The organism is Streptomyces sp. 7-21 (assembly GCF_016741785.1).
GTDB lineage: Bacteria > Actinomycetota > Actinomycetes > Streptomycetales > Streptomycetaceae > Streptomyces.
The window spans coordinates 21,871-48,015 of record NZ_JAERRL010000010.1; the positions used below are offsets into that span (position 1 = coordinate 21,871).

General features: G+C 73.5%; 25 protein-coding genes, 1 tRNA gene and 2 pseudogenes. 16 read left to right on the top strand and 12 right to left on the bottom strand.

Annotation, left to right across the window (positions count from 1 at the left end; translation table 11 throughout):
* Window positions 1–27 precede the first annotated feature (27 nt).
* A complete protein-coding gene (locus JK356_RS14300; RefSeq protein ID WP_201868221.1) occupies window positions 28–879 on the top strand; it encodes a Fic family protein in 852 nt (283 codons plus the stop codon).
* A 117-nt stretch (window positions 880–996) separates the two neighbouring features.
* Here JK356_RS14300 and JK356_RS14305 read toward each other — a convergent pair whose 3' ends face one another.
* Complete coding sequence (locus JK356_RS14305) at window positions 997–1,860, bottom strand: HAD family phosphatase (protein ID WP_201868223.1); 864 nt, start codon at window positions 1,858–1,860, stop codon at window positions 997–999.
* Window positions 1,861–2,311: 451 nt separating this feature from the next.
* Between JK356_RS14305 and ssd the strand changes: the two genes are divergently transcribed.
* The 7 genes and pseudogenes from ssd to JK356_RS14340 all read left to right on the top strand — a co-directional run.
* Complete coding sequence (gene ssd, locus JK356_RS14310; protein WP_307815578.1) at window positions 2,312–3,385, top strand: septum site-determining protein Ssd; 1,074 nt, start codon at window positions 2,312–2,314, stop codon at window positions 3,383–3,385.
* Window positions 3,382–4,584 carry a TadA family conjugal transfer-associated ATPase gene (locus JK356_RS14315; RefSeq protein ID WP_307815579.1) on the top strand — a complete coding sequence of 401 codons (1,203 nt, stop codon included), beginning with the start codon at window positions 3,382–3,384 and terminating at the stop codon, window positions 4,582–4,584. The genes ssd and JK356_RS14315 overlap by 4 nt, the downstream gene beginning before the upstream one ends.
* Window positions 4,581–5,492, top strand: a complete 912-nt coding sequence (locus JK356_RS14320; RefSeq protein WP_307815580.1) for a type II secretion system F family protein — start codon at window positions 4,581–4,583, stop codon at window positions 5,490–5,492. Before JK356_RS14315 ends, JK356_RS14320 begins: the two co-directional genes overlap by 4 nt.
* A complete protein-coding gene (locus tag JK356_RS14325) occupies window positions 5,489–6,055 on the top strand; it encodes a type II secretion system F family protein (RefSeq protein WP_307815581.1) in 567 nt (188 codons plus the stop codon). Before JK356_RS14320 ends, JK356_RS14325 begins: the two co-directional genes overlap by 4 nt.
* 96 nt (window positions 6,056–6,151) lie before the next feature.
* Window positions 6,152–6,358 (top strand): DUF4244 domain-containing protein, encoded by a 207-nt coding sequence (locus JK356_RS14330; protein WP_236671340.1) that lies wholly within the window; start codon window positions 6,152–6,154, stop codon window positions 6,356–6,358.
* Window positions 6,345–6,707: a TadE family type IV pilus minor pilin gene (locus tag JK356_RS14335; RefSeq protein WP_201868227.1), complete on the top strand. Its 363-nt coding sequence runs from the start codon at window positions 6,345–6,347 to the stop codon at window positions 6,705–6,707. The genes JK356_RS14330 and JK356_RS14335 overlap by 14 nt, the downstream gene beginning before the upstream one ends.
* Window positions 6,691–6,969 (top strand): annotated as a pseudogene (locus JK356_RS14340) (Rv3654c family TadE-like protein); the annotation flags it as partial. The gene JK356_RS14335 and the pseudogene JK356_RS14340, both read left to right, overlap by 17 nt.
* Window positions 6,970–7,056: 87 nt before the next feature.
* Here the strand turns inward: JK356_RS14340 and JK356_RS14345 are convergent.
* Complete coding sequence (locus JK356_RS14345) at window positions 7,057–9,516, bottom strand: DEAD/DEAH box helicase (RefSeq protein ID WP_201868228.1); 2,460 nt, start codon at window positions 9,514–9,516, stop codon at window positions 7,057–7,059.
* Between the two features lie 172 nt (window positions 9,517–9,688).
* On the opposite strand from JK356_RS14345, the gene JK356_RS14350 reads away from it, so the two are divergent.
* The 4 genes and pseudogenes from JK356_RS14350 (at window position 9,689) to JK356_RS14365 (ending at window position 13,972) form a co-directional block, all read left to right on the top strand.
* On the top strand, window positions 9,689–10,030 hold the full coding sequence (locus JK356_RS14350; RefSeq protein WP_201868229.1) for an STAS domain-containing protein: 342 nt from the start codon (window positions 9,689–9,691) through the stop codon (window positions 10,028–10,030).
* Between the two features lie 130 nt (window positions 10,031–10,160).
* Window positions 10,161–10,580: an ATP-binding protein gene (locus JK356_RS14355; protein ID WP_201868230.1), complete on the top strand. Its 420-nt coding sequence runs from the start codon at window positions 10,161–10,163 to the stop codon at window positions 10,578–10,580.
* A gap of 246 nt (window positions 10,581–10,826) precedes the next feature.
* Window positions 10,827–11,878, top strand: a pseudogene (locus JK356_RS14360) (sodium/proton-translocating pyrophosphatase); the annotation flags it as partial.
* Between the two features lie 234 nt (window positions 11,879–12,112).
* Entirely contained in the window at window positions 12,113–13,972 is a 1,860-nt protein-coding gene (locus JK356_RS14365) for a Dyp-type peroxidase (protein ID WP_201868471.1), read from the top strand.
* A 63-nt stretch (window positions 13,973–14,035) separates the two neighbouring features.
* Here the strand turns inward: JK356_RS14365 and JK356_RS14370 are convergent, their stop codons facing one another.
* The 9 genes from JK356_RS14370 to JK356_RS14410 all read right to left on the bottom strand — a co-directional run bounded on the left by JK356_RS14370 (window position 14,036) and on the right by JK356_RS14410 (window position 21,920).
* A complete protein-coding gene (locus JK356_RS14370; RefSeq protein WP_201868231.1) occupies window positions 14,036–14,488 on the bottom strand; it encodes a heat shock protein transcriptional repressor HspR in 453 nt (150 codons plus the stop codon).
* A 4-nt stretch (window positions 14,489–14,492) separates the two neighbouring features.
* Window positions 14,493–15,671: a molecular chaperone DnaJ gene (gene dnaJ / locus JK356_RS14375; protein WP_201868232.1), complete on the bottom strand. Its 1,179-nt coding sequence runs from the start codon at window positions 15,669–15,671 to the stop codon at window positions 14,493–14,495.
* A 33-nt stretch (window positions 15,672–15,704) separates the two neighbouring features.
* Window positions 15,705–16,460: a nucleotide exchange factor GrpE gene (gene grpE / locus JK356_RS14380; RefSeq protein WP_201868233.1), complete on the bottom strand. Its 756-nt coding sequence runs from the start codon at window positions 16,458–16,460 to the stop codon at window positions 15,705–15,707.
* Window positions 16,457–18,313: a molecular chaperone DnaK gene (dnaK, locus tag JK356_RS14385; RefSeq protein ID WP_201868235.1), complete on the bottom strand. Its 1,857-nt coding sequence runs from the start codon at window positions 18,311–18,313 to the stop codon at window positions 16,457–16,459. The genes grpE and dnaK overlap by 4 nt, the downstream gene beginning before the upstream one ends.
* A 117-nt stretch (window positions 18,314–18,430) precedes the next feature.
* On the bottom strand, window positions 18,431–19,690 hold the full coding sequence (locus tag JK356_RS14390; RefSeq protein WP_236671320.1) for a PP2C family protein-serine/threonine phosphatase: 1,260 nt from the start codon (window positions 19,688–19,690) through the stop codon (window positions 18,431–18,433).
* A gap of 28 nt (window positions 19,691–19,718) precedes the next feature.
* Window positions 19,719–20,447 (bottom strand): peptidoglycan recognition protein, encoded by a 729-nt coding sequence (locus JK356_RS14395; protein ID WP_374100657.1) that lies wholly within the window; start codon window positions 20,445–20,447, stop codon window positions 19,719–19,721.
* Between the two features lie 222 nt (window positions 20,448–20,669).
* Window positions 20,670–21,317, bottom strand: coding sequence for an NADPH-dependent F420 reductase (locus JK356_RS14400; RefSeq protein ID WP_201868237.1), 648 nt, complete (start codon window positions 21,315–21,317; stop codon window positions 20,670–20,672).
* A gap of 64 nt (window positions 21,318–21,381) precedes the next feature.
* The gene (locus tag JK356_RS14405) at window positions 21,382–21,747 is read right to left on the bottom strand and encodes a DUF488 domain-containing protein (protein ID WP_201868239.1); all 366 of its coding nucleotides are present in this window, start codon (window positions 21,745–21,747) and stop codon (window positions 21,382–21,384) included.
* Window positions 21,744–21,920 carry a hypothetical protein gene (locus tag JK356_RS14410; RefSeq protein WP_201868240.1) on the bottom strand — a complete coding sequence of 59 codons (177 nt, stop codon included), beginning with the start codon at window positions 21,918–21,920 and terminating at the stop codon, window positions 21,744–21,746. Before JK356_RS14410 ends, JK356_RS14405 begins: the two co-directional genes overlap by 4 nt.
* A gap of 179 nt (window positions 21,921–22,099) precedes the next feature.
* Between JK356_RS14410 and JK356_RS14415 the strand changes: the two genes are divergently transcribed.
* From JK356_RS14415 to dcd, 3 genes are all read left to right on the top strand, one after another.
* Window positions 22,100–24,256 (top strand): (Fe-S)-binding protein, encoded by a 2,157-nt coding sequence (locus tag JK356_RS14415; protein WP_201868242.1) that lies wholly within the window; start codon window positions 22,100–22,102, stop codon window positions 24,254–24,256.
* Between the two features lies 1 nt (window position 24,257).
* Complete coding sequence (locus JK356_RS21895) at window positions 24,258–25,055, top strand: YIP1 family protein (RefSeq protein ID WP_307815582.1); 798 nt, start codon at window positions 24,258–24,260, stop codon at window positions 25,053–25,055.
* Between the two features lie 98 nt (window positions 25,056–25,153).
* Complete coding sequence (gene dcd / locus JK356_RS14425) at window positions 25,154–25,729, top strand: dCTP deaminase (protein WP_201868246.1); 576 nt, start codon at window positions 25,154–25,156, stop codon at window positions 25,727–25,729.
* Here dcd and JK356_RS21900 read toward each other — a convergent pair.
* Window positions 25,711–25,890 carry a hypothetical protein gene (locus JK356_RS21900; protein ID WP_236671321.1) on the bottom strand — a complete coding sequence of 60 codons (180 nt, stop codon included), beginning with the start codon at window positions 25,888–25,890 and terminating at the stop codon, window positions 25,711–25,713. The two genes, dcd and JK356_RS21900, sit on opposite strands and share 19 nt — an antisense overlap.
* Window positions 25,891–26,009: 119 nt before the next feature.
* Between JK356_RS21900 and JK356_RS14430 the strand changes: the two genes are divergently transcribed.
* Window positions 26,010–26,083, top strand: a tRNA-Gly gene (locus JK356_RS14430).
* Window positions 26,084–26,145 lie beyond the last annotated feature (62 nt).

Sequence of the window (26,145 nt, forward strand, 5' to 3'; positions counted from 1 at the left end):
GCGGCGGCGGCCGTAGGCTGCGGTGCCATGAGCGCTGACGCATCCCCCCGCGCCACGGGCGATCCACTGGCGCCCCTGGCCGCGCTGCCCGGGGTCGAAGCGGCCGTAAACGCGGCGCGCACGGCCGTCGACCGCGCCTACCGGCATCGCGTGATGCGCCGGCGCGCCCCTGAGGTCGCCGCAGAGGCCGCGCTGCGCGGCGCGCGCGCCTCGGCCGCGCTCTCCGGCGCCGACTGGGCGCTGGAGGAGGTGCGCAGACGGAGCGACTTCGGCGGCGACGCCGGGGCGCGCACGGTCGGGGCGGCGCTGCGGCTCACCGGAGAGGCGGGCCCGTCGCTCGAGGTGTGGCGCTCCTCACCGCTCCAGGTGCTGGCGCGGCTCCACCTGCTGGCCGCGGGCGGCGAGGCCGCCACGGCGCCGGACGGCGTCGGTCGGCCCCGGCTCGACGGCGAGGACGTCGGCGAACCGGAGCTCGACGCGCTCGGGCCGCCCCCCAACGCGCGGGAAGTAGCGGCCCGGCTGGACGCCCTCGCCCGGCTCGTCGTCACCAGCTCACGCGCCCCCGCCCTCGTCACCGCCGGCCTGGTCCACGCCGAGCTGGCCACGCTGCGCCCCTTCCGCAGCCACAACGGCCTCGTCGCGCGCGCCGCCGAACGCCTCACCCTGATCAGCGGCGGCCTGGACCCGAAGGCGGTGGCGCCTGCCGAGGTCGGGCACGCGGAGGCCGGTGCCGAGGCCTACCTGGCGGGGCTGGCGGAGTACGCCACTGGCACGCCGGAGGGCATCACCGCCTGGATCGCCCGCTGCGGCCAGGCCGTGGAGCTGGGGGCGCGGGAGTCCGTCGCCGTCTGCGAGGCGCTGCAACGCGGCGTCGCCTGAGCCGGCCTGTGAGCCGGCCTGTTGCCAGAATCCGCGGGGGGCACCCGTGAGGTCCCCCCTGAGGCCATCGTCAACGGGAGCCCGGGCAGGCTGCTGGCTTGTCAGCCGTCACACCGCTCAGGCGCCCCGGAACGCCCGGCGGCGGCTGGCGTACCAGACGAGGCCCGCCGCGCCGGCGGCCGCCGCCACCGCCGCCCCGGCGACCACCGCCGGGCGGGCGCCCAGGGCTCCCAGGGACCCCAGCGAGAACGACGGAAGCCGCTTCCTGAGCCGGACGGGACGCTCAAACGACAGCACCGGCCATCCCCGGGCAGCGGCCTCCTTGCGCAGCGCCCGGTCCGGGTTGACCGCGTGCGGGTGCCCCACCGTCTCCAGCATCGGCACGTCGGTCACCGAGTCGCTGTAGGCGTAGCAGCGCGACAGGTCGTACCCCTCGGACTCGGCCAGCCCGGCGATCGCCTCGGCCTTCGCCGGCCCGTACGCGTAGTACTCGACTTCCCCGGTGTAGCGGCCGTCCTCGACGACCATGCGCGTGGCCACCACCCGGTCGGCGCCGAGCAGCTCCCCGATGGGCTCGACCACCTCGGCGCCGGAGGAGCTGACGATCACCACGTCGCGCCCGGCGAGGTGGTGCCGCTCGATGAGGGAAGCGGCCTCGTCGTAGATGATCGGGTCGATCACCTGGTGGAGGGTCTCGGCCACGATCTCCTTGACCTGCTGGACGTTCCAGCCCTTGCACAGCGCGGAGAGATACTCCCGCATGCGCTCCATCTGGTCGTGGTCCGCGCCGCCGAGCATGTAGACGAACTGGGTGTACGCGGCGCGCAGCACGGCCCGCCGGTTGATGAGTCCGCCCCGGTAGAACGGCCTGCTGAAGGTGAACGTGCTCGACTTGGCGATGATCGTTTTGTCCAGGTCGAAGAAGGCCGCGGCGCGTGGCTGGGGCAGGTTTTCCACGCTCCGAGCATACGGGCCAGCCATTCGGCGTAGGCTGTGGCGCGTGGGTTTGCCTGAGAAGGCTCTCGGGTACACCATGGAAGTCACGGATCGTTCGCGACCGTGCTAACCCGGTCCGACTCCTCCCCCCCGAGTCGAGGCCGAGGAAGACGACCCCCGCTCTCCCCCCCGGCGGGGGTCGTCGCATGTCTGGGGATACTCCGCGGGCCGCTCCCCGCCGTGCGGCCCGCGACAAAACAGACGCCGGTTCTCTCCCGCTTGGTTCCACGACCGATCGGTTCCCCGCCTCTGCGTTTCTGCCCCCTCCCCCTGCCCACCTCACTCAGACGGGTGACGGAGTTATCCACAAGGGCGGGGCTGTCCACAGATTCGGGCCGGGCCCGCCACGGGGCCGTGCGAGCGGGCACGGTGGACACGTCACTGTCCATCACGTCCGGTGATGATCCGGGCGCATTCCGCGAAGGGGGACGTGCGCGTGACGCGGCCCGTACTGATCCTCACGGAGAACGAGGAGACCCTCGACGATCTGCTGCGGCTGTGCGCGGCCGCCGGGGCGAAGGCCGACGTAGCGCACGGCACGCCCGTCAGCACCGAACGGTGGGAGGAGGCGGCGCTCGTCCTGGTGGGCGACGACCGCGCCGCCGCGCGGGGCGGCTCCCCGCCCTGGCCCGGCAGGCGCCCCGGTGTGCTGCTGGTCGGCCGTGACCTGGACGACCACACCATCTGGGAGCGCGGGGTCGCCCTCGGCGCCGAGCAGGTCGTGCACCTGCCGGGCGACGAGGCGTGGCTGGCCGAGCGCGTCGCGGACGCCGTCGGCCCGCCGGAGCGGTCCGGGCTCGTCCTCGGGGTGCTGGGCGGCTCCGGCGGGGCGGGCGCGTCCGCGCTCGCCTGCGCGCTGGCCCTCACCGCCGCCCGGCAGGGCAGGCGCGCCACGCTCGTCGACGGCGACCCGCTGGGCGGCGGCCTGGACGTGCTGCTCGGCGGGGAGCGCGACCCGGGGCCGCGCTGGCCCGCGTTCGCCTCGGCCGAGGGGCAACTGTCGGCAGCGGCGCTCCACGAGTCACTCCCCCGGGCACACGGGCTGAGCCTGCTGAGCTGGGACCGGGAGGGCGGCACCCGCCTGCCCGCCGCGGCGATGCGCGCGGTGCTCACCGCCGCGGGCCGCGGCGGCGGCCTCGTCGTCGTGGACCTGCCCCGGACGGTCGACGAGGCGGCCGCCGAGGCGCTGACACGGCTCGACCTCGGGCTGCTGGTGGTGCCGGGATCGCTGCGGGCGCTGGCCGCCGCGCGCCAGGTCGTGGCCACGGCCGGGGCGCTGGTGCGTGACCTGCGGGTGGTGAGCAGGCCGGGCACCGGCCGCGGGCTGGCGGCCGAGGAGACCGCGGGGCTGCTGGGGCTGCCGCTGGCGGGCGAGCTTCCCGAGACGCCAGGGCTGGCGGAGGCGGCTGACCGGGGCGAGCCGCCCGGCGGGGACCCGAAGGAGCCGCTGGCGCGGTTCAGCGCCAGCCTGCTGCAGCGGGCGCTGCCCGCGGCGGGGAGCCGGGCGTGACCGCCCCGCCGGCCGCGGCGCGCGGGGGCCTGCCCAGTCTGCCGGAGCTGCTGGACGCGGTCCGGCTGCGGCTGGCCGAGGCGGGTGCGGAGCCGACGCCGGGGCGGGTCGCCGAAGCGCTGCGCGAGGAGGGGCTGCCGCTGGGCGACGGCGCGGTCCGCTCGGTGGTGCGGGCGCTGCGCTCGGAGCTGGTGGGTGCCGGTCCCCTCCAGCCGCTGCTCGCCGACCCCGACGTCACGGACGTCCTCGTCAACGGGCCGGAGGACGTCTGGGTCGACCGGGGCAGCGGCCTGGAGCGCGCCCCGGTGCGGTTCGCCGGCGCCGCCGCCGTGCGGGCGCTGGCGCGGCGTCTTGCGGCGGCGGCCGGGCGGCGGCTGGACGACGCCTGCCCGTGGGTGGACGCCCGGCTGCCCGACGGCACACGGCTGCACGCGGTGCTGCCGCCGGTCGCCGTGGGCGCGCCGTGCCTGTCGCTGCGAGTGGTGCGCCACCGGGCGTTCACGCTGGCGGAGCTCACGGCCGCGGGGACGGTACCGCCGGGCGGTGAGCGCCTGCTGCGGGCGGTGCTCGGCGCGCGCCTGTCGTTTCTGGTGACAGGCGGCACGGGCTCAGGCAAGAGCACCCTGCTGGCCGCGCTGCTGGGCCTGGTGCCGGGCAGCGAGCGGATCGTGCTGGTCGAGGACTCGGCTGAGCTGCGGCCCAGCCACCCGCACGTGGTGCGGCTGGAGACCCGCCCGGCCAACCAGGAAGGCGTGGGGCGGGTGGATCTGGCGGATCTGGTGCGGCAGGCCCTGCGGATGCGGCCCGACCGGCTGGTCGTCGGCGAGGTGCGCGGCCCGGAGGCCGCCACCCTGCTGGCCGCCCTGAACACGGGCCACGGCGGCGCGTGCACGCTGCACGCCAACGCGGCGGCCGACGTGCCGGCCCGCTTTGAGGCACTGGGCATCGCGGCAGGGCTGCCGCGGGCGGCCGTGCACAGCCAGCTCGCCGCGGCGCTGTCGGTGGTGCTGCACCTGGTCAGGGACCGGGCATCGGGACAGCGCCGGATCGCCGAGGTGCACGTGCTGCACCGCGAGCGGGGCGAGGCCGGGCTGGTGCGGACCGTGCCCGCTGCCCGGTGGTCGGCCGCGGGCTTCACCGAGGAAGCCGGCTGGGCCCGGCTCGCGGAGCTGTGCGCGCGTGGAGGTGAGCGGCCGTGAGCGGTCAGCTGGCGGACCAGCTCGGGCAGGTCACCGCCGCGCTGTGCGCGGGAGCCGGCGCCTGGCTGCTGGCCGGCGGCGCTCCGGCACGGCACCGGGCCAGGACGCTGGCCGCGGGCGGGGCGCCGGCCCGGGGGGTGCCGCCCCGGCGGCGGCCGCGGCTGCCCCGGGCGCTGTCCTGGGTGCTGTCCTGGGCGCTGGCCCGGCCGGGGTCGCGGGTGGTGCTGTGCTGCCTGGCGGCGGGGGCACTGCTGGGGGTGTGGGGCCGGTCCCCGCTGCCCCCGCTGGCCGCCGCGCTGCTGGCGCCGCTGGCGGCCCGCTGGTGGCGTCGCCGCCGGGAGCGCGAGGCCGCCGCGCGGCGGCGGGAGGCCGTGATCGACCTGTGCCGGTCGCTGGCGTGTGAGGTGCGTGCGGGCAGGCCGCCCGGTCCTTCGCTCGTCACCGTGCTGGTGCCCGAGCGCGCGGCGGAGCTGGGGCGTGACCACCGGGCCGCGCTGCTCGCGGCGGCCCGTTACGGCGGCGACGTTCCAGGGGCGCTGCGCGCGGCGGCGGCGCGGCCCGGGGCCGGCGGGCTGAGCGGGGTCGCGGCCTGCTGGGAGGTGGCGACCGACCAGGGCGCCTCGCTGGCGGCCGGCCTGGAGCGGGTCGCCGAGGCGCTGCGGGCGGAGCACGACCAGCACGAGGAGCTGCGGGCCCAGCTGGCAGGGCCGCGGGTCACCGCGCTGATGCTGGCGGGGCTGCCCGTCGTCGGGCTGCTGCTCGGCTCGGCCATGGGGGCGGCGCCGCTGCGCGAGCTGCTGCACACGCCGCTGGGCCTGGCCTGTCTGGGCGCGGGCGCGCTGCTGGAGGGCGCGGGTCTGGCCTGGACGGCCGCGCTGACGCGCGCGGCGGAGCGGAGCGCGCCGTGACGGCCGCGGGAGCGGTGCTCGCGGGGTCCTTCCTCGTGTGGTGTGCCGGGGTGGCGCGCCGCCGCCTGGTGCCGCAGGGCCATGGGACGCCGCTGGTGCGCCGCCGGGGCAGCACCGGGCGGCCAGCGGCCGAGGATGAGCGGCTGGCGCTGGCCATGGGGCTGCTGGCGGCCTGTCTTGAGGCGGGTGCGGCGCCCGAGCGTGCCGCCGCCGCGGTCGGCGCCTCGCTCGAGGGGCCGGTGGCCGCGGCCCTGCGGCGGGCGGCGGCGGAGCTGCGGCTGGGCGGGGAGCCCGCGGCGGTGTGGCGGGCCGTCGGCCGGCTGCCGGGCGCGGCGGGGCTGGCGCGGCGCCTGGAGCTGTCCCAGACCAGCGGGGCGCCCGTCGCCGAGGTGGTGGCGCGGGAAGCCGCCGAGTGCCGTGCGCGGCGGCTGCGCGCCGCCCAGGCCCGGGCACGCCGGGCCGGCGTGTACGTGACGGCACCGCTGGGCCTGTGTTTCCTCCCCGCCTTTCTTCTGCTGGGCGTGGCGCCGGTGCTGCTGGGCCTCGCCCGGGAGCTGCTGTGATCCCGGGCGAGGCGCTGACCCGCACGACGCGCACGAACGCGCACGAACGCGCACGAAAGAGCACGTCACGACTGGAGGTTGGCTGTGAGTCCGTTCCTGTTCTTCCGCTCGTTCCTCGTCCGCCGCTGGCCGCCGGGCGGGCCGGCCCGCTGGCGGGACGCGGGCATGAGCACCGCCGAGTACGCCATCGGCACGCTGGCGGCCGCCGCGTTCGCGGCCGTGCTGTACCAGGTCGTCACCTCCGGGACGGTCACCGGCCTGCTGGAGGACCTGGTGGAGAGGGCGCTCAGTGAGGGGCCGTGAGGAGCGCCGCCGCGCGGCAGGCGACCGGGGGCAGGTCACGGCGGAGGCAGCGGTGGTCATTCCGGCGCTGGTCCTGCTCGTCGGGATGCTGATGTGGGGCCTGGGGGCGGTGGCAGCGCAGGCGCGGTGCGGCGATGCGGCCCGCGCCGGGGCCCGGGCCGCCGCCCGGGGTGAGGACACGGCCGCCGCCACCCGGATCGCCGAGGCAGCGGCGCCCCGGGGCGCGACGGTCGAGGTGACGCGCGAGGGGCCGTTCTTCCGCGTCACGGTGGCTGCCCGGGCTCCGGGTCCCGGGCCGCTGGCGGTCCGGGTCGGCGGTGAGGCGGTGGCGTATGCCGAGGACGCCTGACCGGGCCGGGGACCGGGGCTCGGCCACGGTGTGGGCCGTGCTGTGCGTGTCCGTGCTGGGTGTGGTGTTCCTGGCCCTGCTGGCCGTGGGCCAGGCCGCCGCGGCCCGGCAGCGGGCCGACCGGTCCGCCGACATGGCCGCGCTGGCCGCGGCGCGGCTAGCGCTCGACGGCCAGGAGGCCGCGTGCGGCATGGCGGAGCGGGTGGCGCGGGCCCAGGGGGCGCGGCTGGTGCGCTGCCACGTGGCCGGGGAGATCGCCGATCTGACGGCGGAATGCCGCGCGGGTCCCTACGCCGCCCGGTCCCGGGCGCGGGCCGGCCCGGCGGACGCGGCCGCTTTGGCGGCGTCCTCAGCCGCTGCCGCCGGGGGCGCCGCTCAGCAGCTGCGCCAGGAGCCGGACGGCGCCGCCCTTGTGGAGGGGTTCGTTGCCATTGCCGCACTTGGGCGACTGGATGCAGGAGGGGCAGCCGTGCGCGCAGGCGCAGGCGGTGATGGCCTCCCTGGTGGCGGCCAGCCAGGGGCGGGCAGTGTGAAAGGCCCGCTCGGCGAAGCCCGCGCCGCCCGGGTGGCCGTCATGGACGAACACGGTCGGCAGCAGGGTGTCGGGGTGAAGCGCCGTGGACACGCCGCCGATGTCCCAGCGGTCACACGTGGCGAACAGCGGCAGCATGCCGATGGCGGCGTGCTCGGCGGCGTGGAGGGCACCGGGCAGCACCTCGGGCCCCAGCCCGGCGGCCGCGACCTGGTCCTCGGTCACGGTCCACCAGACCGCCCGGGTCCGCAGCGTGCGTGGCGGCAGGTCCAGCCGGGTCTCGCCGAGCACCTCGCCGGTGATCAGTTTGCGGCGCAGGTAGGAGACGACCTGGTGGGTGACCTCCACGGAACCGAAGCACAGCCGGGCGTCGCCCCAGGGGATCTCCGCCTCGGTCTCGAGGACGGTCAGTTCGGTGGTGTCCCGGGCCGAGGTGGTCCAGGGCGGGCTGTCCTCCTCCACCAGCGCCACCGATTCCGACAGGTCCAGCTCCCTGACCACATAAGCGCGCCCCTGGTGGAGGTGGACGGCGCCCTCGTGGACGGTGGTGTGGGCGGCCGCGGCGTCCACGGTGCCCAGCAGCCGCCCGGTGCCGGCCTCCACGACCCGCACCGGCTCACCGCCCTGGCCCCGGATGTCCACGAGGTCGGCCGGGCGCTCCTTGCGGGTCCAGTACCAGGAGGCGCCCCGGCGGCGCAGCAGGCCGCGGGCCTGGAGCCGGGGCAGAAGCTCGGCGGCGGCCGGGTCGAACAGCGGCGCCGTCTCCTCACCGGTGACGTCCCCGGTGTCAGTACCGGTGTCAGTGTCAGTGCCGGTGTCAGTGCCGGTCAGGGGAAGTTCCGCGGCGGCAGCGCACAGGTGCGGCGCCAGGACGTACGGGTTACCCGGGTCGAGGACGGTGCTCTCGACCGGCTGGTCGAACAGCGCCTCGGGGTGGTGGACGAGATAGGTGTCCAGCGGATCGTCGCGGGCGACGAGCACCGCCAGCGCGCCCTGGTGCCGGCGCCCCGCCCGGCCCGCCTGCTGCCACAGCGAGGCTCGGGTGCCCGGATAGCCCGCCAGCAGCACGGCGTCCAGCCCGGCGATGTCCACGCCAAGCTCGAGCGCGGTGGTGGCCGCCAGGCCGAGCAGCTCCCCGTCGTGGAGCGCACGCTCCAGTGCCCGGCGTTCCTCGGGCAGATAGCCGCCGCGGTAGGCGGCGATCCGCCGCGCCAGGCCGGGGGCATCGGCGGCGAGGCGTTCCTGGGCGATCAGCGCGACCAGCTCGGCGGCGCGCCGGGAGCGGACGAAGGCGAGGGTCCTGACCTCCGCCGCGGCGAGATCGGTCAGGAGTTCGGCGGTCTCGGCGGTCGCGGTGCGGCGGACGGGGGCGCCGCGCTCACCGCGCTCCTCGGTCAGCGGGGGCTCCCACAGGGCGAAGACCAGTTCGCCGCGCGGGGAGTCGTCCTCGGTGACCTCGGCGACGGGCAGGCCGGTGAGCCGAGCAGCCGAGGCGCCGGGGTCCGCCGTGGTCGCGGAGGCCAGCAGAAACGCCGGGTGGCTGCCGTAGTGGGCGCACACGCGCCGCAGCCGCCGCAGCACCTGCGCAACGTGCGAGCCGAAGACGCCGCGGTAGACGTGGCACTCGTCGATGACGACGTACCGCAGCGCCCGCAGGAACGCGGCCCACCTGCGGTGGCCGGGGAGCAGACCGCGGTGGAGCATGTCCGGGTTGGTGAGCAGCCAGTTGGCGTGCTGGCGGGCCCAGGCCCGCTCCTCGGGGGCGGTGTCGCCGTCGAAGACGGCGGGGCGGATGGCGGAGCCCAGCGGCGCCGCCAGGCGCTTGACGGCTCTGAGCTGGTCGGCGGCCAGCGCCTTGGTGGGAGCGAGGTACAGGGCGGTCGCGCCCCGCCGGGCGCTGTTCCCCCAGCCATCGCCCCGGCCGCTGGCGCCGTCGAGCAGGGCGCTGAGAACGGGCACCTGGTAGGCCAGCGACTTGCCGGAGGCGGTGCCGGTGGCGACGACGACCGACTCGCCCCGCAGCGCGTGGGCGGCGACACGCGCCTGGTGGCGCCATGGGCGGTCGATGCCGCTGGCCCGGACCGCCTCGGTCACCTCCGGCCGGATGCCGTCCGGCCAGGAGGCATGGCGCCCCGGCCGGGCGGGCACGTGCTCCGTGTGGGTGAGACGGCCTGCCCGCTCCAAACGCTCGCTCAGACGTTCGAGAACCACCCCGGGGGTGGGGCTCCGGCGGATCTGGGCGGGCACGGTGGCGCGCGCGGCTTGCTCTGCGGACATCACATCGAGTCTCGCACCCGTGCCGAAGTCACTGGTCCGACGGACAATGGCTGTAAGACGTCGTCCTGGGCAGGCGGTAAGTGATTGAATGCCTTGGCGGTTGCCGATCCGTCCCCTGCTGTGCGGGGATACCCAGGGGGCGACCGCCCGTTAGCAAGGTGCTGGAGGATCCGTGGACCTGTCCCTGTCGACCCGGACCGTTGGCGACCGCACGGTCGTCGAGGTAGGCGGCGAGATTGACGTATACACCGCGCCGAAGCTGCGCGAGCAGCTCGTCGAGCTGGTCAACGAAGGCAACCACCACCTGGTGGTGGACATGGAGCGCGTGGATTTCCTGGACTCGACCGGCCTGGGGGTGCTCGTAGGGGGCCTCAAGCGCGTGCGCGCGCAGGAGGGCTCGCTGCGACTGGTCTGCAACCAGGAGCGCATTCTCAAGATCTTCCGGATCACGGGCCTGACCAAGGTGTTCCCGATCCACGAGTCGGTCGAGGACGCGGTCTCCGCCACCGATTGATCCGTGCCGGCCGGCCACGCGCCGGCCGGCCGAGAAGGCAAGAGATCTTCACCGCTACCGACCCGGGCGCCGGCGGCACAGCCCGCCGCCGGCCCGGAGGCGGAGTCCTGGCACGACTGAGGGGGATGGCATGGCCACCGTCGAACTGCGTTTCAGCGCGTCGCCCGAGCATGTGCGCACCGCGCGGCTGGTCGCCGCGGCGGTGGCCCGGCGCGCAGGCGTTGAGGAGTCGGTGCTCGACGAACTGAGGCTTGCCGTGGGCGAGGCGTGCAGCCGGGCGGTCGGACTGCACGAGGCCCACGGGCTGGACTCCCCCGTGCGCGTCTCACTGACCGAGGGTGAGAAGTCCTTCACCATCGAGGTCGGGGACGACGCACCCGGAGCCGTGCCCGCGCCCCGTGAGCGGTCGGCTGCCGAGGCGGCCGAAGACACCGACGAACTCGGCCTGGCCGTCATCAGCGGCCTCGTGGACGACGTCGAGGTCGTCTCCGACACGCGCGGCGGAAAGATCCGCATGAGCTGGCCCACGGCCACCGCGCGGCCTGAATAACCCCCTCCGCTCCACATTCCCTGCCGCGACCGGCACCACGATCCCGGCCGCGAGCAGGGCATTTTTTTCTCACCCATCTTTCACTCACCAGATCGATGAGTGACCGGCCGCCATCATGGCCGTTCCTGCTCTCTGTGGTGTTTCCTTCCGCCTTCTGCATCCGGGCACGCCTGGTGAGCGCCGGAGCGTCGAGGAGGAGGTATAGCGGCTCCCTTTCTGGCTCCTTTTCTGGATCATTCGCATCTCGTGCTGGCGGCCCCACACGCCGGCGACGTGGAGCTCACCGGCGGCGATCGCGGGCTGACCGTGGTGATCGCGCTGGTCGCCCTCGCAGCGCTCACCCTCGCAGTGACGCTGGCCAGAAAGGATCTCTCGGCCGACACCGGCACCGACGGCTGGGGGCAGCGCATCGGGACGTTCCCTGTTCTCCGTGCTGGGCGCGGCTTTTCCGCGGCGACAGGCTGCCTCGGAATGCGGCTGGCGGTGCGCAGTAATGGCAGCATGGCAGTAATGGCAGCAATGGCGCGTGGCCGCAGCACGCCAGGCTCTTGATTCACACGGCACCGGCCAGATCATTCCGGTGCGCCACCAGGCCATGCCCTGATCGCGATATCCATGCGCAGCGGCGGCATCTTCACGAAGCCAGCCGACGTCGGCGCCGACCTCGTCGGAAAGGCCGAACAGGGGATCCCCGAGGACGACCCGCGCAACGCGGCGCCCCTCACCGACAACGTGGCACCGATAACGTGGGGGACAACGTCGGCGACTGCGCCGGCATGGCCGCCGGTCTGTTCGCGTCCTGCGCCGTCACGCTGGTGGCGGCCCTGATCCTCGGCACGGTCGCCTCGGCGACCACGGCCTGGCGTTCCCGCTGTGAGTCCCCGCGAGCGGAGCGCTCGCGGCCATGGCGGGCATCGACCGGTCTCCCCCGGCGCGGCGACCGCAGCATGACCGCCTTCAACTGCGGCTTCTTCCTGTCGGCCGGCCTCTCCCTGGCGCTCGTGGCGCTCGCGGCGTTCGCGTACCTGCCGGACAGCTTCGCCGGCCTCGACGGCACCGCGGACCCAGAGATCGCTGCCCACGACGCTGCCCACGACGCCGGCCCTGGCTGTTCGCCCTCGCGCCGGTCGCCACCGGCATCATGCTGCCCGGCCTGATCCAGCAGCTCCCCGGCTACTTCACCGAGCCGAGCCGCGGGCCGGTCCGCGGCATCGGCGCCACGCCACGGCCCGGCCCGGCCCACGGTGGTGCTTCCCGGCTTCCCGCTGGGCCTGGAGTCCGCCGTCGACCCGGCCCTGGCCTCCAAGCGCCGCGGCTCGCCGCCGGGGACTTCGCCGAACGAACCGCCTGCCACCGGCGGCACCGCAACCGGACCGCGGCGGCTCCCGCGCACCGCCGCGTCCGCCGCCCGGCGCGTTCCGGCGAAGGGGTGGATGCCATCGGGGTCGCGGGCGCGGAGCGCCCGGTCCGGCGGGGTCTGCCGGTACGGTCACCTGGGCCCTGACCCCCTTCGCAGGAGAGCCGGAGAGCCCATGGTCACTCCCACGACGACCGAGACCACACTGCCGCTGCGCACGTCGACCGACATCCAGGGAGACATCCTCGCCGGATTCCGCAAGGACCACGTCCGGCTGCTGTTCCTCCGCTTCGCCTACCGGGGCCCGGCACGCGACTGGCTGCGGCAGCTGACCCCGCGCATCGCCACCACGGCCGACGTCGCGGCGTTCAACTACGACTTCAGCACCGCCCGCCGCCGCCTGCGCGCCGAGCCGACAGGGCTGCACGCCGTCTGGCGCGGCATCAGCTTCACCTACGCCGGGCTGGAGCTGCTGATCGGCGGCGCCCCGCTGCTGGACCTCCCGGCGGGCAGCAACCGCGAGGCGTTCGCCCAGGGACCGGCGGCGCGCGGCGACCTGCTCGGCGACACGGGCGACAGCGCCCCGGAGAACTGGCTGTTCGGCGCCCCGCACAACGAACCCGTCCACGCGGTGCTGACGGTCGCCGCCGACGACGCGGAGGAGCTGGAGGCGGCGCTCGCCGAGGAACGGCAGGAGCTGGCCTGCTCCCGGGTGTCCGTCGTCTTCGAGCAGTCGGCGGCGACGCTGCCGGACAGCGGCCGCGGCAGGGAACACTTCGGCTTCAAGGACGCCGTCAGCCAGCCGGGCGTCGAGGGCTTCGACCCGGAGGACCCCGAGCGCCCCGGCTACGTCCAGGGCAAGCCGGGAACGCGGCTGATCCCGGCCGGGGAGTTCCTGGTCGGCCGGGAGCTGGAGAACCGGCTCCCGGGCTGGCTGCCCGGCTGGATGAACGACGGCTCGTTCCACGTGGTGCGGCGGCTCGGGCAGGACGTGGAGAGTTTCTGGGCACAGGCCGATGCGCTGCTGGAGCACCTCAAGGACCAGGGTGTCGCGCCCGCGGACGCCGACTCCTCGTGGCTGGCCGCACGCCTGGTCGGCCGCTGGCCCTCGGGCGTCCCGGTCGCGGCCTCGCCGGGCGCCGATCCCTACCCGGGCCAGACCGTCGACGACAACGACATCAGCTACGCGGACGACCTCGACGGCCGGGTGACGCCGCTGTTCTGCCACACCCGGAAGACGAACCCGCGCGACGGCCTGAAGTCGCGGCCCAACGACGACGTGGCGCTCCCCGAGGACGGCATCGTCGACGCGCGGCGGATCATGCGGCGCGGGGTGCCGTACGGCGCGCCCTACGCCCCGGCCAGCGGCCGTCCGGGCACCGCGTCCGACGACGAGCGCGGCCTGCTGTTCATCTCGTACCAGGCCGACCTGGTGGCGCAGTTCGAGTTCGTGCAGCGGAGCTGGGCCGGGGACGAGAACTTCCCGCTGCGCGTTCCCGCCGTGGGCAAGGACCCGGTGATCGGGGGCGACACCACGGTGTCGTTCCCCGCGGAGAAGCTGGGACCGGACGCCACGGTTCCGCTTGAGATGAAGCGGTTCGTGCGCACCGAGGGCGCGGTGTACGCCTTCACGCCCTCGATCTCGACGCTTGAGGCCCTCGCGCTGGGCACGATCCCGCCGGGCGGCGGCGACCTGCCGGCGGACCGCGTGATCAGCGCGCCCGCCGCTTTCCGCCGCGGCGAGGTGGTCAGCTCGGGCCGGGCCCGGCTGCGGTTCGAGGACACCGGCGAGCTGGTGGTGCGGGACGAGAACGAGCAGCTGCGGTGGTCCTCGCCGACCGCCGGGATGTCGGCCATCGGGGCGGAGTTCCGCGAGACGGGCGAGATCGTGGTGACGGACTTCACCGGGGCGGTGGTCTGGCAGACGCCCACCGCGGGCAATCCGGGCGCGACCGTCGTCGTCGGCGCCAGCGGTGACGTCTCCATCCGCTCCGCCGACGGCCGGCTGCTGTGGAACACGGGCACGGCGCACTGACCCGCGGCACGGCTGGCGCGCGCCCGGTACCGCCGCGGTGCCGGGCGCGCGCCAGCCGGTCAGTCAGCCGCGGCCCCGGTCGGGGCGCCAGACGACGATGGCCTGCGAGGCGCGGACGTCCTGGTACGGCACCAGGTCACGCCGATAGGAGGCGTGGACCTGCGCCTCGCGCTGGCGCATCGTCACGGCCGCGGTCTCCAGGGCCTGCTGGAGTTCGGCCACCTGCGCGCGCAGCGCGGAGACCTGGTTCTCCAGCTCGATGATCCGCTTGATCCCGGCCAGGTTGATCCCCTCGTCCTGCGAGAGCCGCTGCACCTGCCGGAGCAGCTGGATGTCCCTGGCCGAGTACCGCCGGCCCCGGCCCGGCGTACGGTCGGGGGAGACGAGGCCGAGCCGGTCGTACTGGCGGAGCGTCTGCGGGTGCATCCCCGAGAGCTGCGCCGCGACCGAGATGACGTACACCGGAGTTTCGTCGGTCAGCTCGTAGGGGTTGGTCTGTCCGTTCCGGCCGTCCATCTCGTTACTCTCCCTTCGCGGCCTCGAACAGCGCTGCCCGGGGGTCCTCTGCCCCGGCCGCCTTCCGGTACTCCTCCAGGGCCTTGCGCGCCTCGTCGCTCAGCTCGCGCGGCACGGTCACCTCGATGGTGACCAGCAGGTCGCCGCGGGTGCCGTCCTTGCGGACCGCTCCCTTGCCGCGCGCCCGCATGGTCCGGCCGCTGGGCGTGCCCGGGGGCAGCTTCAGCGTCACGGGCGGGCCGCCGAGCGTCGGCACCCTGATCTCACCACCGAGCGCCGCCTCGGGGAAGGTCACCGGCACCGTGACGGTCAGGTTGTCGCCTCGGCGGCCGAAGACCGGGTGCTTGTCCACGTGGACCGTCACGTAGAGGTCGCCGCTCGGTCCGCCGCGCTCGCCGGGCGCGCCTTTGCCGCGCAGCCGGATGCGCTGCCCGTCCTCGACACCCGCCGGCACCCGCACCTGCATCGTGCGGGAGCTGGTGGCGCGGCCGCTGCCGCGGCAGACGGGGCAGGGGTCCTGGGCGATCAGCCCGCGGCCCCGGCAGTCGACGCAGGGATCGGTGAGCGAGAAGCCGCCCCCGCCGCCCCGGCTGACCTGTCCGGTCCCGACGCAGGTCGGGCACACGCGGGGTGTGCCGTTCTTGTCGCCGGTGCCCGAACAGGTCTTGCAGGCCGCGCTGGACGACATCCGCAGCGGGACGGTGGCGCCGGAGACGGCCTCGGTGAAGCTGAGCGTCACCTCCGACTCGATGTCCTGGCCACGCCTGGGCTGCGTCCGCGCGCCCGGACCGCCGCGGTTGAACAGCCCGCCGAAGACATCACCGAGACCGCCGCCGAACCCCCCGGCGGCACCCCCGGGGCCAGGCCCCTGGGTGCCGCCGAAGAGGTCACCGAGGTCGAAGCTGAACTGACCGCCGGAGCCGGGCCCCGTCCGGAAGCCGCCGCCGCCGAACAGGGCGCGCGCCTCGTCGTACTCCTTGCGCCGCTTGGGGTCGCCGAGCACGTCGTACGCCTCGGAGACGTCCTTGAAGCGCTCCTCGGCACGAGCGTCGCCCTTGTTGGCGTCCGGGTGGTTCTCCCGGGCGAGCTTGCGGTAGGCCTTCTTGATCTCCGCCTCGGTGGCGTCCTTCGGGACGCCGAGAACCTTGTAGTAGTCCTTCTCGATGAAGTCCTTGGTACTCATCCCCGGCGTCCCTCCTTCCGGTCAGCCACCACGTCAGCCCTCGTCCGGGCCACCGCTCTCCTTTTCGGGCTCGCTGTCGTCGGATCCCTCGGCGCCGCTGTCGGCCGCCGCGGACTTGCCCGGCTGCGTGCCGGGCTGCGGCTCCGCGACACCGACGCGCGCCGGACGGATCGTCCGGTCGCCGATTCGGTACCCCGGCTGAAGGATCTGCACGCACGTCGTCTCGGTGACGTCCGGCGAGTAGCTGTGCATCAGTGCCTCGTGCACCGTCGGGTCGAAGGGCTCGCCCTCCTTGCCGAACTGCATCAGCCCCATCTTCGCCACCACGGTCTCCAGCGACTCGGCGACCTGCTTGAAGCCGCCGACCAGCTCGCCGTGGTCCCGGGCCCTGCCGATGTCGTCGAGCACGGGCAGCAGCTCGGTCAGGATATTGGCCACGGCCATCTCCCGGACCGCGACGCGGTCGCGCTCGACGCGGCGGCGGTAGTTCTGGAACTCCGCCTGAAGCCGCTGGAGATCCTGCGTGCGCTCGTTCAGCGCCGAGCGGAGCTGGTCCAGCTGCGCCGTCAGCGCCGCTTCCTTCTGGGAGTCGCCGGCGGGCTGCTCCTGGCCGACGCTCTGGTCAGCCGCGGAGCCGTCCCCGGCGGCAGCGGCGCCCTCTGGGCCGGAGCCCGGGACCCCCGCCTCGGCGGCGTCAGGGGTCTCGGGCTCAGCGGTCGCGTCGGGGGTCGCCGCTTCGGCGTCGGGGACCTCAGGCTCCTTGTCGAAGCCCTGCGGGTCCTGAGTCACGCCGCACCACCCTTCGGCTTGTCGTCGTCCACGATCTCGGCGTCGACGACGTCGTCATCGCCGCCCGCCGAGCTGCCCGACCCCTCGGAGGCCGAGCCGGAGGCACCGCCCGCGCCGCCCTGCGCGTCCGCGTACATGGCCTGGCCGAGCTTCTGGCTGGTCGCCGCGACCTTCTCGGACGCCTCGCGGATGGCCGCGGTGTCCTCGCCCTTCAGCTTCTCCTTCAGGTCCGCGACGGCGGACTCGACCTCCGACTTGACCTCGGCCGGGACTTTCTCGGCGTTCTCCTTGAGGAAGTTCTCCGTGGTGTAGACGAGCTGCTCGGCCTGGTTGCGGGTCTCGGCGGCCTCGCGGCGGCGGCGGTCCTCCTCCGCGTACTGCTCGGCGTCGCGCATCATGCGCTCGATGTCTTCCTTCGGCAGCGCCGAGCCGCCGGTGACCGTCATGCGCTGCTCCTTGCCGGTACCGAGGTCCTTGGCGGAGACGTGCATGATGCCGTTGGCGTCGATGTCGAAGGTGACCTCGATCTGCGGCACGCCGCGCGGCGCGGGCGGCAGGCCGGTCAGCTCGAACATCCCGAGCTTCTTGTTGTACGCCGCGATCTCACGCTCACCCTGGTAGACCTGGATCTGCACGGACGGCTGGTTGTCCTCGGCCGTCGTGAAGATCTCCGAGCGCTTGGTCGGGATCGTCGTGTTGCGCTCGATGAGCTTGGTCATGATGCCGCCCTTGGTCTCGATACCGAGGGACAGCGGGGTGACGTCCAGCAGCAGGACGTCCTTGACCTCGCCCTTGAGCACACCGGCCTGGAGGCTGGCGCCGATCGCGACGACCTCGTCCGGGTTGACGCCCTTGTTGGGCTCCTTGCCGCCGGTCAGGCTCTTGACCAGGTCGATCACGGCGGGCATACGGGTCGAACCGCCGACGAGCACCACGTGGTCGATGTCGGACACCTGGATGCCCGCGTCCTTGATCACGTTGTGGAACGGCGTCTTGCAGCGCTCGATCAGGTCGGCCGTGAGCTGCTGGAACTGCGCCCGGGTGAGCTTCTCGTCCATGTGCAGCGGGCCCTCGGAGGAGGCCGTGATGTACGGCAGGTTGATCGTCGTCTCGGTGGACGAGGACAGCTCGATCTTCGCCTTCTCCGCGGCCTCGCGCAGGCGCTGGAGCGCCATCTTGTCCTTGGAGAGGTCCACGCCGTGCGCGGACTGGAACTGCTTCACCAGGTGGTCGACGATCCGCTGGTCCCAGTCGTCACCACCGAGGTGGTTGTCACCGTTGGTCGCCTTCACCTCGACGACGCCGTCGCCGATGTCGAGCAGCGAGACGTCGAACGTACCGCCACCGAGGTCGAAGACCAGGATGGTCTGGTCTTCCTTCTCCAGGCCGTAGGCCAGGGCGGCGGCCGTCGGCTCGTTCACGATGCGCAGCACGTTCAGGCCGGCGATCTCACCGGCCTCCTTCGTGGCCTGGCGCTCGTGGTCGTTGAAGTAGGCCGGGACGGTGATCACCGCGTCGGTGACCTTCTCACCCAGGTACGCCTCGGCGTCCCGCTTCAGCTTCTGGAGAATGAAGGCGCTGATCTGCTGCGGGTTGAAGTCCTTGTCGTCGATCTGGATCTTCCAGTCGGTGCCCATGTGGCGCTTGACCGACTGGATCGTCCGCTCGACGTTGGTCACGGCCTGGCGCTTGGCGACCTCGCCGACCAGCACCTCGCCGTTCTTTGCGAAGGCCACAACGGACGGCGTAGTCCTGGCGCCCTCGGCGTTGGTGATGACGGTGGGCTCACCGCCTTCGAGAACACTGACGACGGAGTTCGTCGTGCCCAGGTCGATGCCGACCGCACGTGCCATGTCGGTTTCCTCCCGCTGAGGTGGCTTGAGTGAGACAGACTCAAGAGTGCCGCACGCACGCGGATGCCGTCAAATGATCTGAGCCCACCACGCTCAACTCTTATCGCCCGGTTCCGCTCAGGCTTCCTGACCGGCGCCGCCACTGGAAGCCGCGCCGGGCCCAGCCGAGGGGACTTTGGCACCTTCGCCGGGCCCGTCCGCCCCCTCGGGCTCGACAGCCAGTGCGAGCAAGGCTACGTCGTCGTCGATATCCGCCGCGAAGTCCGAAACGTCGCGCCATACGAATTTCACCAGGTTCACCAGGTTCACCTGGTTCACCTGGTTCACCTGGTTCACCGGGTTCACCCGCCGCTCCCCGTGGCCCCGGGCCGCCAGCCGCTCGGCGAGCGGATAGAAGCGCCCCTTGGCGTCACGCGCCTCCGTCACGCCGTCCGTGTAGCACAGCAGCACGTCCCCTGGGAGCAGCTCCACGACCAGCGGCTCCGGGCCGGCCCCAGCCGCGCCACCGGCCACGGACGCCAGCCCCAGCGGCGGCCCGGCCGCGGCCGCCAGCTGACTCACCTGCCCGTCGCGCAGCAGCAGCGCGGGCGGGTGCCCCCGGCTCACCAGCCGCACCACCGCCCCGGGCCCCTCGGCGGCCGCCGAGAACTCCAGCAGCAGCGCCGTCGCGAACAGCTCGGCGCTCGGGTCTCCGCCCGCGTCCACGGCCAGCCTGCGGTCCATCCGCTCCGCCACCCGGTCCAGCGTCGCGTCGTCCAGCACCCCCTCGCGGAACGCCCCGAGCAGCGCCGCCACCGTCCCCACCGCCGGCAGCCCGTGTCCCTTCACATCGCCGACCAGCGCCCGTGGCCCGTGCGGACCGTCCCGCAGGTCGTAGAAGTCGCCGCCGACCAGGGCCGATCGCACCGCCGGCCGGTACAGGCCCGCGCAGCGCACCCGCCACACCCGCTCCGGCAGCGGCGGCAGCACCGCCCGCTGCGCCGCCTCCGACGCGGAGCGGAAGATGACGACGTCCTGCAGCGCCCGCGTGCGGCCCCACGACAGCAGGATGCTGAAGAGCCCCAGCACGGTGACGACCACCAGGTCGCCCTGGCCGATGTACGGCGCCCTGGTGAGCGGCAGGGCGAGCAGCCCCACCACCCCGGCCGTCACCAGCGCCGTCAGCCGCACTCCGTACACGAGTCCGGCGAACGGCGGCACCACCGACAGCAGCTTGTCCACCTGCGCCCCTCCGGTCGTGACCGGTTGCAGCGCGAGGACGACGAGCAGCAGCAGCACCGGCAGCGAGCGGATCCAGCTGGGCAGCCGCACGCCGCCGCCCGCGCCCATCGGGTCCTCGCGCTCCAGGTCGCCGCCCCCGGTCAGCCGCCGCCTCATCCGCCGCTCACCGCCGCTCACCCGCCGCTCACCGCGGCCGCGGCCGCAGCCGCGCCGTGGCGTCGCGGATCTCGGGCAGCGCCTCGTACAGCCCGTCCCCGGGGCAGTGCGTGTAGAAGATGTCGCGGTGCCCGGAGATCACGTCCACCGCGGTGGCGGTGCCCTCGGGGTAGCGGCTGGCGTCGTTGGTCGAGACGAGCCTGACCTGGCCGTGCGGGTCGGCGCCGGGCCGCAGCTTCCACGCCGCGACCCGGGCGATGGACGCCAGCAGCTCCTGCGGGAGCTCGCCGTCCGAGAAGTCGCCGAGCGCCGCGATGCCCACACTGTCGTGGTTGAAGCCGGTGGTGTGGGCCCCCAGCACGGAGCGGTCCACGCCGCCCGCCCTGCCCTCGTAGATCCTGCCGCACTTGTCGACCACGAAGTTGTAGCCGAGATCGTCCCAGCCCAGCCGCTGCACGTGGTCGGCGTACATCGCGCGCAGCATGTCCGGGACGTCGGCGCAGTCGTAGTCGTCGGGGTGCCCGGTGTGGTGGATGAACACCGCCCGCGCCGCGCCGGTGTACGTCGCCGGCTCGCTGCGCAGGTCCTCATCCGCGCCCCAGTCCGCGCGGCTGATGACGGGCGGCTTCGGCCCGGTCAGCTGCCGCTCCGGCGCGGTCTCGACCCGCGCGGCCTGCCCGCCCATGCCCAGCCCGCCGCCCAGGCGCGGCGCGTCCCAGGTCACCAGCAGCGCCAGCGGAAGCAGGACGGCGGGCACGAGCCGCCAGCGCGGGAGCGGCGCCCGCCGGTACCCGTGCGTACGCCGGGCGGCGGGCAGCAGCCACCGTGCCGCCCTCGCGGCGGCCGGGCGGCCGTGCCACCAGGCGCGGGCGCGCCGCGCCGCGGCGGCCGGCCACCGGGACAAGGACCACATATCCACCAATCTGGGCGGACCGCGCTCCGGCCGCACCTCGGCTGGAGCATTAGGTGCACGGCACGGTCAGGACAGGATCTTGATCGCGCTCGACCAGTTGAGCCCGAGCCGATCCTGCGCCGCCATGTGCAGCAGCTGGAACGCCTCCAGCTCGCGGGCGCGCCGCAGCGGGCCGACGTCCAGCGGCCGCAGCCCGCCGGAGGCGGCCAGTTCGGCGACGGTCATCTTGGCGTCGGCGGCGTCGCCGGCGATCAGGACGTCCAGCGCCTGTCCGGCCACCTGGCCGGTGAGCAGGGTGCTGGCGAACGTCGTGTTGAACGCCTTCACCACCGGTGCGCCGGGCGCGGCCTCGGCGGCGATGCGCTCGGCCGCCGAGGTGCCGGGCGGCACAGTGAGGGTGTCGAGGGTGGCGAGGTCGACCGGGTTGGAGACGTCCACGAGGACCGAGCCGGCCAGCGCGGTCCCGTAGTCGGCGACGACGTCGACGACCGCCGGGTACGGCAGGGCGAGCACCACCACGTCGGCGTCCTCCACGCCGATGGCGTCCGAGGCGTGCACGGCGGCGCCGGAGGTGGCGTGGGCGCGGAGCTGGTCCGCCAGGTCTTCGGCCTTGCGGTGGTCGGTACCGATCAGCCGCACCGTGTGCCCGCCCGCGAGCGCGCGGGTCGCGATGCCGCGTGCCATGGCGCCGGTCCCGATGAGGGTGACGATCATCTCTCCATGCGAGCACGGCCGCCGGGCGCCCGCATCTCCGGCGGCCGCCAGGGCGCGGGGGCCGTCAGCGGCGCAGCAGCTCGGCGAGGACGGCGGCGTGGCTGTGCGCCGGGTCCTTGGCGGCGGTCAGCAGGGTCAGCCGTCCGCTGTCGGCGCGCTGGCGGAGCGCGTCGAGCGCGGCGGCGGGCCCGGGGGCGGACAGCTCGGCGAGGTAGCGCTCGCGGAACTCGCCGAAGTCACCGTCCGGGCCGTGGAACCACCGCCGCAGCTCCGGAGAGGGGGTGACCTCCTTCGGCCAGTCGTCCACGTGCGCCTCGTCCTTCCGCAGCCCGCGCGGCCAGAGGCGGTCGATGAGGACGCGGGTGCCGTCGTCTTGGGACGGCGGGTCGTAGGCGCGCCGCAGCCGCACGTCACGCTGGTGCTTGCTCATGCCTTGTTCTCCTTGCCTGCGGCGTCATGGCCGAGCACCGCGACGGCGTTCGTGTCCGTGCGGACGTCGCCATCGTGGCGCTGGCCGGCCCAGAGCGCGGTGCCCGCAGAGACCGCGAGCAGCACGCCGAAGATCAGCAACAGCCACCACAGCACTCTCTGGCCACGCGTCATAGCGGCAACGTTATGGGGCGTATGCGGTGACCTCGGCCGATGCAGCCAGATTCATCCGTCATGTCCGCACGTTCGGAGGCAGGCACTTCCGAGAAGAAGTTACCCACTAGTAGGATCTCGCTGGGCTATGGTGCTAGCCCTTCTTTGCACGCCCGTTCACGCAGGCCCGAGGAGCCGACATGCAACTCGCCGCGATCGTCGTCTCGCTGGTGCTCACCGCGGTCGCCGTTGCGCTGTTCAGCCGCGCGGTCGTCCACTTTGTGCGCTTCTTCCGCCTCGGCCAGCCCGTCCCCGCCGGGACGCGGACGAACGATCCCGCCGCGCGCACCCGCACGCTGGTACGGGAGTTCCTCGGCCACACCCGCATGAACCGCTGGGGCATCATCGGCTTCGCCCACTGGTTCGTGGCCATCGGCTTCCTCACCCTCGTCCTCACGATCGTCCAGGCGTACGGCCAGCTCTTCCAGGCCGACTGGACCCTGCCGCTGCTCGGCGGCTTCGTGCCGTACGAGATGTACGTCGAGTTCTTCGCCCTGATGACGACGCTGGGCATCCTCACGCTCATCACCATCCGCCTGCTGAACCTGCCCTCGCGTGCCGGGCGCAAGTCCCGCTTCACGGGCTCCACGGCCTGGCAGGCGTACTTCGTGGAGTACGTCATCCTCACCATCGGCGTGTGCATCCTGCTGCTGCGGGGGCTGGAGGGCGCCCTGCACCACGTGGACGGCTACGAGGCGTCGTACTTCCTGAGCTATCCCCTCGTCGCGGCGTTCGACGGGCTGTCGGCGGGGACGCTCCAGAACCTCGTCTACCTGGTCGCGATGATCAAGCTCGGGACCTCCATGACCTGGGCCATCACCGTCGCGCTCCACACCGACATGGGCATCGCCTGGCACCGCTTCCTGGCGTTCCCCAACATCTGGTTCAAGCGGAACGCCGACGGCGAGCCCGCCCTCGGCGCGCTCCAGCCGATGACGTCCGGCGGCAAGCCCATCGACTTTGAGGACCCGGACGAGGACGACCAGTTCGGCGTCTCCCAGATCGAGCACTTCTCCTGGAAGGGCCTGCTCGACTTCTCCACGTGCACCGAGTGCGGCCGCTGCCAGTCGCAGTGCCCGGCGTGGAACACCGGGAAGCCGCTGTCGCCGAAGCTGCTGGTGATGTCGCTGCGCGACCACGCCCACGCCACCGCCCCCTACCTGCTGGCGTCCCAGTCCGTGTCCGCCGACGCGGGCGGCGAGGCGCCCGCGCGGCCGCCGCTGGTCGGCACCGCCGAGGAACAGGGCGTGATCGACCCCGACGTGCTCTGGTCGTGCACCACCTGCGGCGCATGCGTGGAGCAGTGCCCCGTCGACATCGAGCACGTCGACCACATCGTCGACATGCGGCGCTACCAGGTCATGATCGAGTCGTCGTTCCCCTCCGAGGCCGGGACGATGCTCAAGAACCTCGAGCGCAAGGGCAACCCCTGGGGCCTGGCGAAGAAGAAGCGCCTGGAGTGGGTCAAGGAGGTCCCGTTCGACGTGCCCGTCGTCGGCCAGGACATCGAGGACCTGTCGGAGACCGACTACCTGTACTGGGTCGGCTGCGCCGGAGCCCTGGAGGACCGCGCCAAGAAGACCACCAAGGCGTTCGCCGAGCTGCTGCACGTCGCGGGCGTCCGCTTCGCGATCATGGGCGGCGAGGAGACCTGCACCGGCGACTCGGCCCGCCGCCTGGGCAACGAGTTCCTCTTCCAGCAGCTGGGCCAGCAGAACGTCGAGACGCTCAACGCCGCCGAGGCCAAGAAGATCGTCACGACCTGCCCGCACTGCTTCAACACGCTGGCCAACGAGTACCCGCAGCTCGGCGGCCACTACGAGGTCATCCACCACACCCAGCTGCTCCAGCACCTGGTGGACACCGGCAAGCTCGTGCCCGTCACCCCCGTCGACGGCCTCATCACCTACCACGACCCCTGCTACCTCGGCCGCCACAACAAGGTCTACACGCCGCCGCGCGAGATCATCGGCCGCGTGCCCGGCCTGCGCAACGAGGAGATGCACCGCCACAAGGAGCGCGGCTTCTGCTGCGGCGCCGGCGGCGCGCGGATGTGGATGGAGGAGCGGATCGGCAAGCGCATCAACGACGAGCGCGTGGACGAGGCCCTGTCGCTGGACCCCGACATCGTCTCGACGGCGTGCCCGTTCTGCCTCGTGATGCTGACCGACTCCGTCAACGCCAAGAAGAACGACGGCGCGGCCCGCGAGGACGTGCGCGTCGTGGATGTGGCGCAACTGCTGCTCGACTCCGTCAGGGAGAAGGACGAGCAGGACGAGCAGACGGTACGTTCATAGGGTGGCCGGTTTCAGAAGGAACGACGACGCACACGGGCCGTACCCACCGCCCTCGCCGCAGCCCCAGCCCCAGCAGCCGTACTACGGCGGCGGCTACACCCCGCCCTATCCGCAGCAGTCCGGCAGCGGGCCGCAGGGCGGCTACGGCTACGGTGACGGTGGGTACGCAGGTGACGGCTACGGTGACCACTACGGCGACGGGTACGCCGACGACGGGTACGCCGACGACGGGTACGCCGAGCCGCAGCCCCCGCCGCAGCCGAAGCTGCACTGGAAGGAGCTGCTGACCGGCATCATCTTCCGCCCGAGCCCCACCTTCTGGACCATGCGCGATTACCCCATGTGGGGGACCGCGCTGATCGTCTCATTCCTGTACGGCCTGCTCGCGGTCTTCGGGCTTGACGACGTCCGCCAGTCGATTCTCGACACCACCACCTCGGCCCTCATCCCGTACCTGCTGGTCACGGGCGTGGCCATGGTCCTCGGCTCGCTGCTGCTCGGCACCGTCACGCACAACCTCGCACGGCAGTTCGGCGGCAACGGTCTGTGGGCCCCCACCGCCGGGCTCGCCATGCTGATCATGGCGCTCACCGACGTGCCGCGCCTGGCGCTTGCTCTGTTCATGGGCGGCGGCGCGCCCCTGGTGCAGATCCTGGGCTGGGCCACGTGGCTCGGCGCGGGCGCGCTGCTCACGATGATGGTCAGCCGCTCCCACGAGATCGCCTGGCCGAAGGCGCTGGCCGCCTCGGCCATCCAGCTCGTGGCGATCCTCGCGCTGGTCAAGCTCGGCACGATATAGGCCGCCAGGCGCACCGCTCCGGCACGCCTCCCTCCCGCGCCCCGTCACAACGAGCGACCGGCTCCGGGGCGCGGGAGGCGTCGGGATAGCCTCATGGCGTGCTTCTGTCAGACAAGGACATCCGGGCGCAGATCGACGCCGGGCGGGTCAGGATCGAGCCATTCGATCCCGCCATGGTGCAGCCCTCCAGCATCGACGTGCGGCTCGACCGCTACTTCCGGGTGTTCGAGAACCACCGCTATCCCCACATCGACCCCTCCATCGAGCAGCCGGACCTCACCCGGATGATCGAGGCCCGGGACGACGAGCCGTTCATCCTCCACCCCGGGGAGTTCGTGCTCGCCTCGACGTACGAGGTCATCACGCTGCCCGACGACCTGGCGTCCCGGCTGGAGGGCAAGAGCTCCCTCGGCCGGCTCGGCCTGCTCACCCACTCGACGGCGGGCTTCATCGATCCGGGCTTCTCCGGCCACGTCACGCTGGAGCTGTCCAACGTGGCGACGCTGCCGATCAAGCTCTGGCCGGGGATGAAAATCGGCCAGCTCTGCATGTTCCGGCTGAGCTCGCCGGCCGAGAACCCCTACGGATCGGCCCGCGTCGGCTCCCGTTACCAGAACCAGCGCGGGCCGACCCCGTCACGCTCCTACCTCAACTTTCACCGCACCCCGGTCTGAGCCACGAGCACGACGTTCCGCAGCCGGGCACACCGCGGGCACCGCACCAGCCGCCCCGGGCCGATCCGGTCGGTTCCCAGCTGCCGCAACGGAAAGCGCGCGGTCCCGAACACGTGCCCCGCGGCACACCGGACCACCGCACCGCTCCTGCCGTTCCCCAACGACGTCTCCCCTTCCTGCCCTTCGGGCTCTCGTGACGGACGACCGCCACATTAGGGGACGAAGCCGGCGCCACTTGTCCTGGCGCTCCGGGGATGCGGTACGCTGTCTCCAGCGCAACGCGGGCGTAGTTTAATGGCAGAACATGAGCTTCCCAAGCTCAGAGCGCGGGTTCGATTCCCGTCGCCCGCTCCATCACGAAGGCCCAGGTCAGGGGCATGATCCCCGGCCTGGGCCTGGTGTTTGTCCGGACCGCT

Excerpts from the sequence above, each read along its gene's own strand:
- JK356_RS14300 (WP_201868221.1), top strand. The coding sequence starts at position 28 with ATGAGCGCTGACGCATCCCCCCGCGCCACGGGCGATCCACTGGCGCCC.
- JK356_RS14305 (WP_201868223.1), bottom strand. The coding sequence starts at position 1,860 with ATGGCTGGCCCGTATGCTCGGAGCGTGGAAAACCTGCCCCAGCCACGC.
- JK356_RS14345 (WP_201868228.1), bottom strand. The coding sequence starts at position 9,516 with ATGTCCGCAGAGCAAGCCGCGCGCGCCACCGTGCCCGCCCAGATCCGC.
- JK356_RS14355 (WP_201868230.1), top strand. The coding sequence starts at position 10,161 with ATGGCCACCGTCGAACTGCGTTTCAGCGCGTCGCCCGAGCATGTGCGC.
- JK356_RS14365 (WP_201868471.1), top strand. The coding sequence starts at position 12,113 with ATGGTCACTCCCACGACGACCGAGACCACACTGCCGCTGCGCACGTCG.
- JK356_RS14370 (WP_201868231.1), bottom strand. The coding sequence starts at position 14,488 with ATGGACGGCCGGAACGGACAGACCAACCCCTACGAGCTGACCGACGAA.
- dnaJ (WP_201868232.1), bottom strand. The coding sequence starts at position 15,671 with ATGAGTACCAAGGACTTCATCGAGAAGGACTACTACAAGGTTCTCGGC.
- dnaK (WP_201868235.1), bottom strand. The coding sequence starts at position 18,313 with ATGGCACGTGCGGTCGGCATCGACCTGGGCACGACGAACTCCGTCGTC.
- JK356_RS14390 (WP_236671320.1), bottom strand. The coding sequence starts at position 19,690 with ATGAGGCGGCGGCTGACCGGGGGCGGCGACCTGGAGCGCGAGGACCCG.
- JK356_RS14400 (WP_201868237.1), bottom strand. The coding sequence starts at position 21,317 with ATGATCGTCACCCTCATCGGGACCGGCGCCATGGCACGCGGCATCGCG.
- JK356_RS14405 (WP_201868239.1), bottom strand. The coding sequence starts at position 21,747 with ATGAGCAAGCACCAGCGTGACGTGCGGCTGCGGCGCGCCTACGACCCG.
- JK356_RS14410 (WP_201868240.1), bottom strand. The coding sequence starts at position 21,920 with ATGACGCGTGGCCAGAGAGTGCTGTGGTGGCTGTTGCTGATCTTCGGC.
- JK356_RS14415 (WP_201868242.1), top strand. The coding sequence starts at position 22,100 with ATGCAACTCGCCGCGATCGTCGTCTCGCTGGTGCTCACCGCGGTCGCC.